Below are 13,097 nucleotides of genomic sequence, written 5' to 3'. Positions count from 1 at the left end.
CTGAACGAGCGGCAGCCGCACACGTCGTCCGAGGCGACGGCCGTGGGCATTCGGGTCCTGGAGTTGACCACGTGGCACCCGCTCGCGGCCGTCAGGATGTCGGCTGGGATAACTGCCGAAGCTGGGAATACCGCGAGAGCAAGCTGAGAATTTGCCGAGAGTCTGCGCTGCCCCTTCTCCAGGGTCGACCGGGCGAATGGGGTGGGTGTTCGGCGAGTGAGGCAAGTGTGCGGTAAGTGTGATTGTCCGGGCTGCTGGGCCCGAAAGCCCGTATTGAGTCCCGTATGATCAGATCGATCCTCACGCTTCCTTGAACCCGATGCGAAGAGCGTCTGGAACGCGGCTTCTCGTGTCCGAATGCCGCAAACGCGGGACTGCTTAATTCCCCCCACGTTTTCTTTATGTACTTAAGGAATTCCAGTGAATTCAATGTGACGGCGAGCCGGAATCCTCGGGTGTTCGAGGAAGGAAGGCGGCCATCCTCTCCATGATCCTGGGGCGGCCGCTCGTGGACATGGTCAGCGGGCCGCCGTCGGCGATTGCCCTACAGAGCGCGCCCACATCCGTTGCCTGTGACCGGAGTCGAACTCGGGGAAGGTCGCGTCGACGAGGAAGGGTGCCAGCACTTTCGAGGTGCTGAAGAGATCACGTGAAGAAAGGAAACGTATGTTTCGCATGCGTCACAAGGCCACGGGCGTAGCGCTCGCCGCAGCAGTCATCGGCGGCATCGCTCTCGCTACCCCCGCCTCCGCCGCTGAGCTCGGAAGGGTGCAGGTGTTTGGGGATACGCAAGGAGCGACCACATCTTGGGGGGCCGGCTGGGACAAGTGCCGGGCCGAGTTCCCCGCGACAAGATCGATCAAGCAGGGTAGCAGTTACCCAAACACGAGCCCCACCGACGAGGTAGAGTGGTCCACTTATTGGACGTGCTACAACACGACCAACGCCACCTGAATCTGCGAGGTCGCCGACCTGCTATCGAGCCTCGATCCACCGCGTGCTGATCGGATGTGAAAGGGACCTCGAAGACCCCGCACCGGACGGCCACCCGGCGGTCACCGCTGCCAGCATCCCGAAAACACACCCGGACCCCGTCCGACACCCGGGATCAGAACTCACGCGGTGGATCGAGCCTCAGTGGGAGGGGAAGGCGGCTGTACCACTCGAAGAGTGGGTCGCTGCGGAGTTGGACCGGGCGCCCGAGCCGACGGCCGAACAGCCAGGGAGCCTCGAAGCCCTCTTCGACTCGACATGGATCTCCAAAGGGCCCAGCCTTCGACAGCTCTGCCCTGACGCGAGAGGGAGCCCCGTCCGGCCACATGCCTGACGGGGCTCTTTGGTGGGTCGGGAGGCGCCTCAGTGGCCATTTCCCGCCTGGTGCAGCGCGTCGAGGAGCGCGGAGACCAACGTTCGGTCCCGCTCGTGCGTGAGGCGCTGAGTCGCAGCCTCGGGGGGCAGCCAGAGGAGCCGGGATACTTCGTCGTTCGGCGCGAAGGTGCCGCCGGTTGCTTCGGCCGCCCAGTAGCGCACCTGCTTGGGACGCCCGCGAGCGTCGGTGTAATGGACGGCGGGGAGCTCCGGCCCGAGTTCGCAGGTCATGCCGGTCTCCTCAAGCACTTCGCGAACGGCCCCGTCACGGGCCTCTTCGTCGGGCTTGAGCTTGCCCTTGGGGAGTGACCAGTCTGCCCACTTCGGCCGGTGGACCAGGGCCAGTTCGATGCCCCCGCCCGAGGGCGCCCGACGCCACAGGGCACAGCCCGCAGCACGTACCAGCGGTGTGACGTCCATCACTACCTCGATCTCGTTATGCCTCTGACCTGCGGGTTCTTTCACCGTAGTCCACGATCACGCGACTCGTCGTACTTCGGCCGGTGGACCAGGCAGATCTCCAGGTCACCGGTGGTGGGGGCGCGGCGCCACAGGACACGGCCCGCGGCTTGGATGACGGGCCGGCGGGGTCGGCGGGGTCGGTGTTGTCGGTGTTGTCGGTGTCGGCGGTCAAGACGTGCTCACCGCCTCCTTCTGCCAGGACTGCTGGAAGGCGAAGCGGGCGGCTTCCACCTCGTGGCGTTGGTCGGCGTGCAGGACGCCGAGGGCGTAGGCGGTGGCCGGGGCGATGCGGGGGGTGCGGGCGGCGGCGGCCGCCGCCGAGGCCGCTTCGGAGGCGTCGCGGTGGCGGTTGAGGGCCTCGCCGGCCGCGAGGAGGCGTACGTCGACGGGGACGGCGCCGGGGTGGAGGACCTCCAGAGCGTAGCGGTGGAGTCGGAGGAGGAGCCGTACCTGGTGCCAGGGGGCGTCCTGGGGGTGGGGGACGGTGTCGGGGGAGAGGCCGTGGATGAGGGCCTCGGCGTTGTAGGGGCGGCCGGCGGTGTGCAGGGGCAGGCCGGTGACCGCGTCGCGGAGGCGGTCGTGGGCGGCCGCGGCCAGCGGGCGGAGGTCCGCGGTGGGGGCGGTGGGGGTGAGGGGGACCTCGCTGGCCAGCACGGCGACGTTGTCCGCGACCGCGTGGAAGCGGGAGGAGCCGAGGGCCTGGAGGGCCGCGGAGTGGGCCCGGGTGCGGGCGAGGGTGAGCTGGCGGTCCAGGAGGGCGCCCGCCTTCGCGGCGCCCACCGTCAAGGTGCCGCGGTCCGGGGCGGGTTGGGCGGGGGGCGCTTGGGCGGTGCGGGCGGCGGCGGTACGGGCGGACGGGACCGAGCCCGCCGGCTGGGTGGGGAAACCGGTCGCTCCCGACAGCCGGTTCAGGGCCGTGACCAGGCGGTCCAGGCGTGCCGAGTACGCGTGTTCCCGTCCCAACGTGCCGGACAGCCAGGCCAGTTCGGGGCGGAGGGACTCCGACCAGTCCGCGTCCAGCAGGGGGCGGAAGGTGTGCAGTGTGCCGCTGATGCGGCGGGCCGAGCGGCGCAGCGCGAGGGCCGCTTCGGAGGACTCCCCGGCTCCCGCGGCCGCACCCCCACCGGTCTCGCGGTGGGTGCGCAGCGCGCGGAGGAACCCCGTGGCCTGGGCCCGCAGATAGCCGGCGAGGGCCTCGGCCGGCGCCTCCCCGGGGGCGGCCTCGGGGTTCATGGGGTCAAGGTGTCGCTGTGCCACGCCGGCGCCTCCGGGCGTCAATGAGCATCTCCTGGACGTTGCGGAGGGGCTGGCCGTCCGCGTCGGTCGCGTGCCGGGTCCACTCGCCGTCGGGACCGAGGTGCCAGGAGGAGGTCGTGTCGGACATGCCGGTCTCCAGCAGGCGGTTGAGGGCCGCCCGGTGCGCCGGGTCGGTGACCCGTACCAGAGCCTCGATCCGGCGGTCGAGGTTGCGGTGCATCATGTCGGCGCTGCCGAACCACACCTCGGGCTCGCCGCCGTTGCCGAAGCCGAAGACCCTGGAGTGCTCCAGGAAGCGGCCGAGGATGGAGCGGACCCGGATGTTCTCCGACAGGCCGGGGACGCCCGGCCGTACGGCGCAGATGCCGCGTACCCAGATGTCGACCGGCACACCGGCCTGCGAGGCCCGGTAGCAGGCGTCGATCAGGGCCTCGTCCACCATCGAGTTGACCTTGATGCGGACGTGCGCGGGGCGCCCGGCGCGGTGGTGCTGGGCCTCCTTGTCGATCCGGGCGATCAGGCCGTCGCGCAGGGACTTGGGGGCGACGAGAAGACGGCGGTAGGTCTCCCGGCGCGAGTAGCCGGAGAGACGGTTGAAGAGGTCGGAGAGGTCGGCGCCGACCTGCGGGTCCGCCGTCAGCAGGCCCAGGTCCTCGTAGAGGCGGGCCGTCTTCGGGTGGTAGTTGCCCGTACCCACGTGCGAGTAGCGGCGGAGCGTCTCGCCCTCCTGGCGGACCACCAGGGAGAGCTTGCAGTGGGTCTTCAGACCGACCAGGCCGTAGACGACATGGCAGCCGGACTCCTCCAGCTTGCGGGCCCACTTGATGTTGGCCTGCTCATCGAAGCGGGCCTTGATCTCGACGAGGACGAGGACCTGCTTGCCGGACTCGGCGGCGTCGATGAGCGCGTCGACGATCGGGGAGTCGCCCGAGGTGCGGTACAGGGTCTGCTTGATGGCGAGGACGTCCGGGTCGCCGGCCGCCTGCTCCAGGAACGCCTGTACGGAGGTGGAGAAGGAGTCGTAGGGGTGGTGCAGCAGGACGTCCCGCTCGCGCAGGGCGGCGAATATGTCGGGCGGCGACGCCGACTCGACCTCGGCCAGATCGCGGTGGGTGCCCGCGATGAATTTCTGGAACTTCAGCTCGGGCCGGTCCAGGGCGCCGATGCCGAAGAGACCGGTGAGGTCGAGGGGGCCCGGCAGCGGGTACACCTCGGCCTCCTTGATCTTCAGCTCCCGTACCAGCAGGTCGAGGACGTACCGGTCGATGGACTCCTCGACCTCCAGGCGCACCGGCGGCCCGAAGCGGCGCCGCATGAGTTCCTTCTCCAGGGCCTGGAGGAGGTTCTCGGCGTCGTCCTCCTCGACCTCCAGGTCCTCGTTGCGGGTGAGGCGGAAGGTGTGGTGCTGCAGCACCTCCATGCCCGGGAACAGCTCCTCCAGGTGTGCCGCGATCACGTCCTCGATGGGCACGTACCGGTTCGGGGAGGCCTCCAGGAAGCGGGAGAGCAGCGGCGGGACCTTCACCCGGGCGAAGTGCCGGTGGCCGGAGACCGGGTTGCGCACGACGACCGCGAGGTTGAGCGAGAGACCCGAGATGTACGGGAAGGGGTGCGCGGGGTCGACGGCCAGCGGGGTCAGGACCGGGAAGATCTGGTGGCGGAAGAGGGTGAACAGGCGGGCCTGTTCCTTCTCCGTCAGCTCGCTCCAGCGGACCAGATGGACGCCTTCCTCGGCCAGCGCGGGGGCGACGTCCTCGTGGAAGCAGGCGGCGTGCCGGGCCATCAGCTCGCGTGAGCGGGCCCAGATCATCTCCAGCACCTCGCGGGGCTGGAGGCCGGAGGCGGACTTGGTGGCGACGCCGGTGGCGATCCGGCGCTTCAGGCCGGCCACCCGGACCATGAAGAACTCGTCCAGGTTGCTGGCGAAGATCGCCAGGAACTTGGCCCGTTCGAGGAGCGGGGTGTCCGGGTCCTCGGCGAGTTCCAGGACGCGCTCGTTGAACGCGAGCCAGCTGCGCTCACGGTCCAGGAAACGGCCCTGCGGCAGCCGGTCGCCGTCGAACTCACCGTCCTCGTAGTCGTCGAGGTCGGCGTCGATGTCGGGTTCGAGGTCGGAGACCGCGGCGGCCACCGTGTGGGGGCGGTGCGCCGCTAGGGAGCCGACGGACGGCTGCGCGTGCTGGACCTGGGCTGCCTGGGCGTTGGACTGGCTCATGACACCATTCTTCCGCGCCGCGAGCATGACCGGCGCGTCGGAGAGAGCCGGTGGGAGCGCGTCGATGTGCGAGGGGGCGTTGGCGGCGGTGTTCTCGGCGATGTCAGCGTCGATGCGCGCGACGACGTCCGCCGTGACATCGGCGTTCGTGGAGTGGCCGCTCCCCGCGCTCTTCCCGTTGCTTGGGCCGTTGCGTGGGGGCGGCGAGGGCTCGGGCACGACGGGGTTCATTGCGGAAGCGTCGCAAGGCCGTCTGAATCACCGGTTACGGCGACCTTACGTGCGGGATAGCGCAGGGAGGACCGCCGGTTCCGCGGGGGCGGGTCGGAGCGCCCGGAGTGGGACATTTTGGGCGGTTTGTCGGTGTGCCGCGGGCACGCCCCTCCCCCCGTAGGAAGGGCGTGCCGGTCGGTGGGGGCCGGCCTCGGATGCCGGGCGGCGTCAGCGGGTGCGGCGGCGCAGCAGCCAGAAGGCGGCGGCGGTGGCGAGGGCGGTGACGGCGAGGACTGTGCCGGTGGCCATGAGGTGCAAGGGCCAGAAGTGCGAGGCCGGGCGGCCTTCGACGTACGTACCGGTGTACGCATCCGTGGGCCACAGCTCGTCGGTGTGCCGGTCGAGGTAGACGTGGAACCAGGTCATTAAGCCGGCGGCCACGGACAGGGCGGGCAGTGCGCGTCTCAGGGCGAGGCCCGCCAGGGCACCGACGGCCAGCGCGCACAGGGCGTACGCCACGAGCAGGGGGCCTCGGTTCACCATCGGGTCGGGGTAGTACCACTCGTCGCCCGTCGCGGCCCGGTCCGCTGCCCAGACCCAGCGGTAGAGCAGCACCAGGACGGTGGTGCCGAGGACGAGTGCGACGGCGGGCACGGCCAGCTTGGCGGTCAGCCAGCGGGCCGGGGTGATCGACTGGGTCCAGGCCAGCTGGGCCGTGCCGGTCTCCAGGTCGCGGCCGGTCAGGGCGGCACCGGCCCAGGCGGCCACGCCGTAGCAGAGGTAGGAGACGAGGGTGCCGATCATGCTCAGGTTCGTGCTGTACGACATCGCCGTCTCGAGGTCGACGCACCTGCCCGCGCAGTCGGCACCCTCCTGACGGATCTCGTGCATCGTGACGAACCGCAGCCAGAGCAGCCAGCCGGCCATCGCCAGCACATACGCGCCCCACACCAGCAGCGCCGAGCGGTGCAGCCGCCCCGCGGCCCAGGCCGCGCCACGGAGGCGGGGACGGAAGCGGAGGTGAGGGCCGCGGCGGGTGGCGGGGGTACCGGGCGTGGTCGCGGCGGTCATGGGGTGCCTCCCGTACGCCGGCGGAGAAGGTGGAAGGCGGCCAGGACCAGCAGGGCGGTGACGGCGAGGGCGATGCCGGTCTCGATGAGCTGGAGGGGCCAGAAGTGGGAGGAGGGGTGGAAGTCGCGGTAGTGGCTGACGACGTCGCGGCCGAGGACGCAGCCCTCGTCCGTCAGGCAGGGGTTCGGGACGCGGGCGCCGGTGGGGGTGAGGCCGCCCTCGGCGACGGTCATGCCGAGGTAGTCGGGAGAGTCCTCGGTCACCGGCGCCGTCGCGGTCTTCGCCGGCCACAGGTACGGGCGCAGCGTTTCGAGTGCCTGGAGCAGGGCCGTCATGACGACGAAGCCGTAGCCGAGCGCGGGCAGGGAGCGGCGGGTGAGCAGGCCGGCCAGGACGCCGACCGCGAGGCCGAGCAGGACCTGGGCGACGGCGACCGGCCCGTTGGACACGAAGATCGGGCTCTCGTGCCATTCCCAGATGCCCGCTGACGTCCACAGCCCGGTGTGCGAGGACCACATCAGGCGGTGCAGGAGGACGAGCAGGAGGGTGCCGGAGGTGAGCAGGGCGGCGGGCACGGCCAGCTTGGCGGCCAGCCAGCGGGCCGGGGTGACGGACTGGGTCCAGGCCAGCCGGTCCGTGCCGTTCTCCAGTTCGCGGCCGATCAGCGCGGCTCCCGCCCAGACGGCGACGAGCAGGGGCGCGAACGTGATCAGCCGGGAGCCGACGGTGATGGCCGTGTCGTACCGGCCCATCGCGGGAGCCGTGTCGTCGCAGCCCGGGTTCGCCACGCCGTCGCGGCACGCGTTCGCGTAGTACTCGGCCGAGGCGGCGTCCCCGCCCGGTCCGTACGCCCACAGCAGCGCCCCGGCGGCCACGAGGACCAGCAGCGCCCAGCACACCGCCGCCCAGAAGTGCAGGCGGAGCATCGCCCAGGTCAGGCCGCGGGGACCCCGCCTCGTGCGCGGGCCGGTGATGGTCGCGGCCATGGAGGCGGTCATACGGCCCCTCCCGGGAGGCGGCGCAGCAGGCGGAACGTGGCCAGGACCAGCAGGGCGGTGACGGTGAGGGCGATGCCGGTCTGGACGAGCTGGAGGGGCCAGAAGTGGGAGGAGGGGTGGAAGTCGGTGTAGTACTGGGCGACGTCGGTCCGGTCGCAGGCGACGTCCGCGCAGCCCACGGACGAGACGCGTCGGCCCGAGGTGGTGATGAGGCCTTGGTCGACGAGCTCGCCCGTCCAGTCCGGGGCCGGGGACTTGGAGACGGCGGTCTCGACCGGCCACAGCCGATGACGGTACGACTGGAGCGTGCTCATGGCGGCGGCCACGCCCAGGAGACCGACGGCGAGCGCGGGCAGCGAGCGGCGGATCAGCAGGCCGGCGAGGACGCCGACGGCCAGGGCGAGCAGGGCGTAGGCGGTGGCGGCGGGGCCGTTGGCCATGAAGGTGATGGGGTTGAACCAGTCCCGTGTGCCGAGCGCGTGCCGCAGGTCGGCTTCCGACCACCACGCCAGGCGGTTCAGCAGGGTCAGCAGGACCGTGCCCGAGACGATCACGGCGGCCGGGACGGCGAGCTTGGCGGCCAGCCAGCGGGCCGGGGTGACGGACTGGGTCCAGGCCAGCCGGGCGGTGCCGCTCTCGAACTCGCGGGCGATCAGGGCGCCGCCCGCCCAGGCGCCGATCAGGACCGGGGCGATGAGGAGGACGAAGGTGCCGAGGGTGACCGCGAGCTCGTACCGGTTGTACGCGGGGCCCGTCCCGCAGTAGTCGGCCTTCGGGCACCCGGCGGCCAGGTACTCGGTCCAGGCCGCGTCCACGCCGGGCCCGGCGGCCCACAGCAGCCCGCCGCCGGTCAGGGCCACCAACAGGCCCCAGAACCACCACGCCGACTGGTGCAGGCGGAGCATCGCCCGGGCCAGGCTCCGGGTCGGGCTCACGGGCCGGGAGACCGGGGCCTTCGCGGCGGTGACGGTCACGGCGGCGCTCATACGGCGGCCTCCCGCGCCGAGGCCGATCCGTTGGTCTCGCCGGAGCCGGAGCCGGAGCCGGAGCCGGAGCCGGAGCCGGAGCCGGAGCCGTCGTCGTCGCCGTCGTTCGGGAGGGTGAGTGTCGGGGCCTCGGGGGCGCGGAGGTGGGCGAGGACCAGCTCCTCCAGGCTCGGCTCGGCGGTCTGCCAGCCCGCGCCGACCGGTCCCTGCGGGCGGATGAGCGCGGTGAGCTGACGCCCCGTCGTACGGGACTCGACGACGGTGTGCGGGGCGAGATCGCCGACCGGGCCGGTGACCAGGGTGTGCGCGGCGAGGATGTCGTCCAGCGGGCCCGCGAGGCGGACGCGGCCGGCGCCCAGCAGGAACAAGTGGTCGCAGGAGCCCTCCAGTTCGGCGACCACGTGCGAGGACATGACAACCGTGGTGCCGTGCTCGACGGAGTCCGCGAGCAGGGTGCCCATCAGCTGGTGCCGGGCGAGCGGGTCGAGGTCGGCCATCGGCTCGTCCAGGAGCAGCAGTTCGGGCCGCTTGCCGAGGGCGAGGGCGAGCGCGACCCGGGTGCGCTGGCCGCCGGAGAGGGAGCGGATCTTGGCGTCCCGGTCGAGTCCGCCCTCGTCCACCACCCGCTCGGCGACGGCCGCGTCCCAGCGCCGGGGGTTGAGCTCCCGGCCCAGGCGCAGGGTCTCGGCGATGGTCAGCTGCGGGTACAGCGGCTTGTCCTGGGCGACGTACGCGATGCGCTCGCGGGCCGCCGCCGGTGTCGTGCCCAGTACGGTGATGCCGCCCTCGGTGGGGGCGAGCAGGCCGGCCGCGTGGGCCAGCAGTGTCGACTTGCCCGCGCCGTTCGGTCCGACGACCGCGCAGACGCGCCCCATCGGAAGCCGCAGTGTGCACTCGCGCAGTGCCCAGCCCCTTTGCCGCCACCCGAACTTCTTGCCGAGCGCGGCCGCCTCCATCGCGGTCCCGGTCATGCGTCGTCCCCCTGATCTGCCTGAGCTGCCGTGAAGTGTTCGTCCAGTACGGATGTGAAGAGCGCCGCCACGTCGTCCCGTTCGAGGCCGGTCTCCCGGGCCCGTACGGCCCAGGCGTCCAGCTCGGCCCGCAGCGGGGAGTCGACCGGGGTGATGACCAGTGACTTCCGTACGAACGTGCCGAGGCCGCGGCGGGCCTCGACCAGGCCCTCGCGCTCCAGCTCGCGGTAGGCCTTCAGCACCGTGTTCGGGTTGATCGCGGTGGCTTCCACGACCTCGCGGGCCGTGGGGAGCTTGTCGCCGGGCTCCAGCAGGCCGAGCCGCAGGGCCTGTTTGGTCTGCTGCACGATCTGCACGTAGGTGGCGACACCGCTGCGCCGGTCGATGCGGTACTCGACCACTCGGACAACCACCCTTTCACTAATTGAGTAGTGAAAGGGTGGCGCAAGAGAGGGGGCGGTGTCAACAACACCGCCCCCAGCCTGTGGACAACTTCCGTTACGTCAGCTCCCGCTACGGTTCATCGGCTCCCGCTACGGTTCGTCAGGTCTCGCTGCGATACATCAGATCCGTCTCGTACGTCACGAATCCCAGCCGTTCGTACACGGTCACCGCCGCCTTGTTGTCCGCGTCGACGTAGAGCATCGCGGTGGGCAGGCTCTGGGCGGCCAGGTGGCGGAGGCCGATCGTGGTGAGGGCCTTGCCGAGGCCGCCGCCCTGGGCGCCGGCGCGGACGCCGACGACGTACACCTCGCCGATCCGCTCGGCCGCGTGGACCTTCGTCCAGTGGAAGCCGACGAGTTCGTCGCCCCGGAAGGCCAGGAAGAAACCGGCCGGGTCGAACCAGGGCTCGGCCTCGCGGTCGTCGAGGTCGCGCTGGGTGAGGGCGCCCTGTTCGGGGTGGTGGGCGAACGCGTCCGCGTTGGCGGCGAGCCAGGCCGTGTCGTCCTCGCCGGGGACGAAGGCGCGGACGCTGACGCCCTCGGGGAGGACCGGCTCCGGTGGATCGAAATCGGCCAGGGAGCGGCGCATCTGGCGCAGTTCGCGGAACAGGGTCAGGCCGAGGACCTGGGCGAGATGGCGGGCGGCGGAGTGGCCGCCGTGCGCCCAGACGCGCAGGCGCTTGCCCGACTCGGCGAGCAGCGCGGAGCCGAGGGCGCGGCCGTGGCCCCGGCCGCGGTGGGAGGGGTGGACGACCAGCTCGGCGGCCGGGGCCTCCACCGGGTCGGTGTCCTCCAGCTGCGCGTAGCCGATCAGCTCGTCGTCGACGCCGAGGAGGAGATGCCGTACGCCCTCGCGGGGGCCGCCGCGGAGCTGGAGGCGGCCTTGCTCGGACACGGCCTGTTGGCCGTCGACCTCGGCGGACTCTTCGAGGAGGGTGAGGACGGCTGCCTTCTGGCCGGGGGTGAGTTCCAGGCGGGTTTCGATGCGGCGGGCTCCGCCGGGGGTGGCCGTGTCGTCGCTGGTCATGGGTACGAGGTTAGCTCCGCTGTGCTGGGGCGCCTATGAGCTCAAGGCCGGCTGCGGGTGGGCGGGTGCGGGCTGGATTCGGCTGGTCGCGCAGGTCCCCGCGCCCCTGGTGTTGTCCCCCTTTGCCACTGGTTCTCCCTAACGGCAATCAGGTCGTAACCATGAACCCCCTCCCGCGCTACGCGCGTTGACCCTACGCTTCGGCCGGACGGGGCCTGTTCTCACGTTTCTCTTACTTCTCACGAATCCAGGGGGGCACATGTCAGCCACACCCCATGCGCAACGCCGCAGCAGCCGCCGCAACCGGATCCTCGCCGTCGCGGCGGGCCTCGCGACCGTCGGCGCGCTGACCGCGGCGCTTCCGGCCAGCGCCGGTGAGGCCAACTCGTACAAGCCCGGCAAGCACAAGCCGAGCCGGTACCAGGACGTACAGCTGCTGTCGTTCAACGACCTGCACGGCAACCTGGAGCCGCCGGCCGGTTCCTCGGGCCGGGTCACCGAGCTGCACGAGGACGGCACCACCGAGACCATCGACGCCGGTGGTGTCGAGTACCTGGCCACGCATCTGCGCGACGCCCGCCAGGACAACAAGTACTCGATCACGGCGGCCGCCGGTGACATGGTCGGCGCCTCGCCGCTGATCTCGGGTCTCTTCCACGACGAGCCCACCATCGAGGCGCTCAACGGGCTCGACCTCGATGTGACGAGCGTCGGCAACCACGAGTTCGACGAGGGCGCGAAGGAACTGTCCCGCCTGCAGAAGGGCGGCTGCCACCCCACCGCCGGCTGCTACGTCGACGGTGAGACGTTCGAGGGCGCGAACTTCCCGTACCTCGCCGCGAACGTCATCGAGAACAAGACCAAGAAGCCGCTCCTGAAGCCCTACTGGGTGTGGAAGAAGAACGGCGTCAAGGTCGGCTTCATCGGTGTGACCCTGGAGGACACCCCGGGCGTCGTCTCCGCCGAGGGCGTCAAGGGCCTCACCTTCAAGGACGAGGTCGAGACGATCAACAAGTACGCCAAGGAGCTGGAGCGCCAGGGCGTCAAGTCCGTCGTCGCGCTGATCCACGAGGGCGGTGCGCCGGCCTCCACGTCGTACAACTACGACTGCGACTCGCCCGGCGCCGGTGACGGCATCTCCGGTCCGATCGTCGACATCGCCAAGAACATCACCTCGAAGGTCGACGCCGTCGTCACGGGCCACACGCACGCCGCGTACGCCTGCACGATCAACGACCCGGCGGGCAAGCCGCGCATGGTGACCTCGGCCGCGTCCTTCGGCCGGCTGTACACCGACACGACGCTGACCTACGACCGTCTGACCGGCGACATCGCCCGTACGGCCGTGAAGTCCGCCAACCACGTCGTCACCCGTGACGTGACGAAGGCCGCCGACATGACGGCCCTCATCAGCAAGTGGAACACCCTGGCCGCGCCCGTCGGCAACCGCGCCATCGGCTACATATCGGCCGACGTCCCGAGCACCGGCACCGAGTCGCCGATGGGTGACCTCATCGCCGACGCGCAGTACTGGTACGGCAAGGCGCTGGACCCCGAGGTCGACCTCGCGCTGATGAACCCCGGTGGCGTCCGCGCGCCCCTGACCTACGCGGCCAAGGGCGCCGAGGGCGACGGCGTGGTCACCTACGCCGAGGGCTTCACCGTCCAGCCGTTCTCCAACACGGTCAATCTGCAGGACTTCACGGGCGCTCAGCTCGTCTCGATCCTCAAGGAGCAGGTCACCGGCGTGAACGCGGCGACCCCGAAGGTGCTGCTGCCGTCCTCGGGTCTCACGTACACGCTCGACCTGACGAAGTCCGGCGCGGACCGCGTCGTCGTCGACTCCGTCAAGCTCAACGGTGCCGCCATCGACCCGGCCGCCACGTACCGCGTCGCGACGAACAGCTTCCTCGCGGGCGGCGGCGACGGCTTCACCACGCTGGGCCAGGGCACGAACGACCTGGTCGGCGAGGACGACCTGGCCGCCCTTGAGCAGTACCTGCTGGCCAACTCCTCCGCGGCGACCCCGATCGCGCCGCCGGCGGCGAACCGGATCACGATCGTCGGCTAGCCGTTCGCGGCTGAT

Annotated in this window: 10 protein-coding genes; 1 reads left to right on the top strand and 9 read right to left on the bottom strand. The window is 71.1% G+C overall.

The features are described from left to right. Positions 1-1,356: 1,356 nt before the first annotated feature. From I8N67_RS27860 to mshD, 9 genes are all read right to left on the bottom strand, one after another. A complete protein-coding gene (locus I8N67_RS27860) occupies positions 1,357-1,788 on the bottom strand; it encodes an NUDIX hydrolase (RefSeq protein WP_200306781.1) in 432 nt (143 codons plus the stop codon). A 210-nt stretch (positions 1,789-1,998) separates the two neighbouring features. Further along, positions 1,999-3,087, bottom strand: a complete 1,089-nt coding sequence (locus I8N67_RS27855) for a CHAD domain-containing protein (protein ID WP_200306779.1) — start codon at positions 3,085-3,087, stop codon at positions 1,999-2,001. Then, positions 3,068-5,302 (bottom strand): RNA degradosome polyphosphate kinase, encoded by a 2,235-nt coding sequence (locus tag I8N67_RS27850; protein ID WP_200306793.1) that lies wholly within the window; start codon positions 5,300-5,302, stop codon positions 3,068-3,070. Before I8N67_RS27850 ends, I8N67_RS27855 begins: the two co-directional genes overlap by 20 nt. Before the next feature lie 441 nt (positions 5,303-5,743). Next, positions 5,744-6,586 (bottom strand): ABC-2 membrane transporter-related protein, encoded by an 843-nt coding sequence (locus I8N67_RS27845; protein WP_200306777.1) that lies wholly within the window; start codon positions 6,584-6,586, stop codon positions 5,744-5,746. Then, positions 6,583-7,584, bottom strand: coding sequence for an ABC-2 membrane transporter-related protein (locus I8N67_RS27840; RefSeq protein ID WP_234046393.1), 1,002 nt, complete (start codon positions 7,582-7,584; stop codon positions 6,583-6,585). The genes I8N67_RS27845 and I8N67_RS27840 overlap by 4 nt, the downstream gene beginning before the upstream one ends. Next, positions 7,581-8,570, bottom strand: coding sequence for an ABC-2 membrane transporter-related protein (locus I8N67_RS27835; RefSeq protein WP_234046392.1), 990 nt, complete (start codon positions 8,568-8,570; stop codon positions 7,581-7,583). The genes I8N67_RS27840 and I8N67_RS27835 overlap by 4 nt, the downstream gene beginning before the upstream one ends. After that, positions 8,567-9,541 (bottom strand): ABC transporter ATP-binding protein, encoded by a 975-nt coding sequence (locus tag I8N67_RS27830; RefSeq protein WP_234046391.1) that lies wholly within the window; start codon positions 9,539-9,541, stop codon positions 8,567-8,569. Before I8N67_RS27830 ends, I8N67_RS27835 begins: the two co-directional genes overlap by 4 nt. After that, positions 9,538-9,942, bottom strand: a complete 405-nt coding sequence (locus I8N67_RS27825) for a GntR family transcriptional regulator (RefSeq protein ID WP_200306787.1) — start codon at positions 9,940-9,942, stop codon at positions 9,538-9,540. Before I8N67_RS27825 ends, I8N67_RS27830 begins: the two co-directional genes overlap by 4 nt. 142 nt (positions 9,943-10,084) lie before the next feature. After that, entirely contained in the window at positions 10,085-11,011 is a 927-nt protein-coding gene (mshD, locus tag I8N67_RS27820; protein ID WP_200306775.1) for a mycothiol synthase, read from the bottom strand. Positions 11,012-11,270: 259 nt separating this feature from the next. On the opposite strand from mshD, the gene I8N67_RS27815 reads away from it, so the two are divergent. Beyond that, positions 11,271-13,082 carry a bifunctional metallophosphatase/5'-nucleotidase gene (locus I8N67_RS27815; RefSeq protein ID WP_200306773.1) on the top strand — a complete coding sequence of 604 codons (1,812 nt, stop codon included), beginning with the start codon at positions 11,271-11,273 and terminating at the stop codon, positions 13,080-13,082. The last annotated feature ends 15 nt before the right edge of the window (positions 13,083-13,097 follow it).

Source organism: Streptomyces adelaidensis (assembly GCF_016598475.1).
In the GTDB taxonomy this organism is placed as follows: domain Bacteria; phylum Actinomycetota; class Actinomycetes; order Streptomycetales; family Streptomycetaceae; genus Streptomyces; species Streptomyces adelaidensis.
This window is presented reverse-complemented; position numbering and strand designations above follow the sequence as displayed.

What these genes read in the sequence shown, in the direction of transcription:
- I8N67_RS27860 (WP_200306781.1), bottom strand. Translation starts at nt 1,788, where the DNA reads ATGGACGTCACACCGCTGGTACGTGCTGCGGGCTGTGCCCTGTGGCGT.
- I8N67_RS27845 (WP_200306777.1), bottom strand. Translation starts at nt 6,586, where the DNA reads ATGACCGCCGCGACCACGCCCGGTACCCCCGCCACCCGCCGCGGCCCT.
- I8N67_RS27835 (WP_234046392.1), bottom strand. Translation starts at nt 8,570, where the DNA reads ATGAGCGCCGCCGTGACCGTCACCGCCGCGAAGGCCCCGGTCTCCCGG.
- mshD (WP_200306775.1), bottom strand. Translation starts at nt 11,011, where the DNA reads ATGACCAGCGACGACACGGCCACCCCCGGCGGAGCCCGCCGCATCGAA.
- I8N67_RS27850 (WP_200306793.1), bottom strand. Translation starts at nt 5,302, where the DNA reads ATGAGCCAGTCCAACGCCCAGGCAGCCCAGGTCCAGCACGCGCAGCCG.
- I8N67_RS27840 (WP_234046393.1), bottom strand. Translation starts at nt 7,584, where the DNA reads ATGACCGCCTCCATGGCCGCGACCATCACCGGCCCGCGCACGAGGCGG.
- I8N67_RS27830 (WP_234046391.1), bottom strand. Translation starts at nt 9,541, where the DNA reads ATGACCGGGACCGCGATGGAGGCGGCCGCGCTCGGCAAGAAGTTCGGG.
- I8N67_RS27815 (WP_200306773.1), top strand. Translation starts at nt 11,271, where the DNA reads ATGTCAGCCACACCCCATGCGCAACGCCGCAGCAGCCGCCGCAACCGG.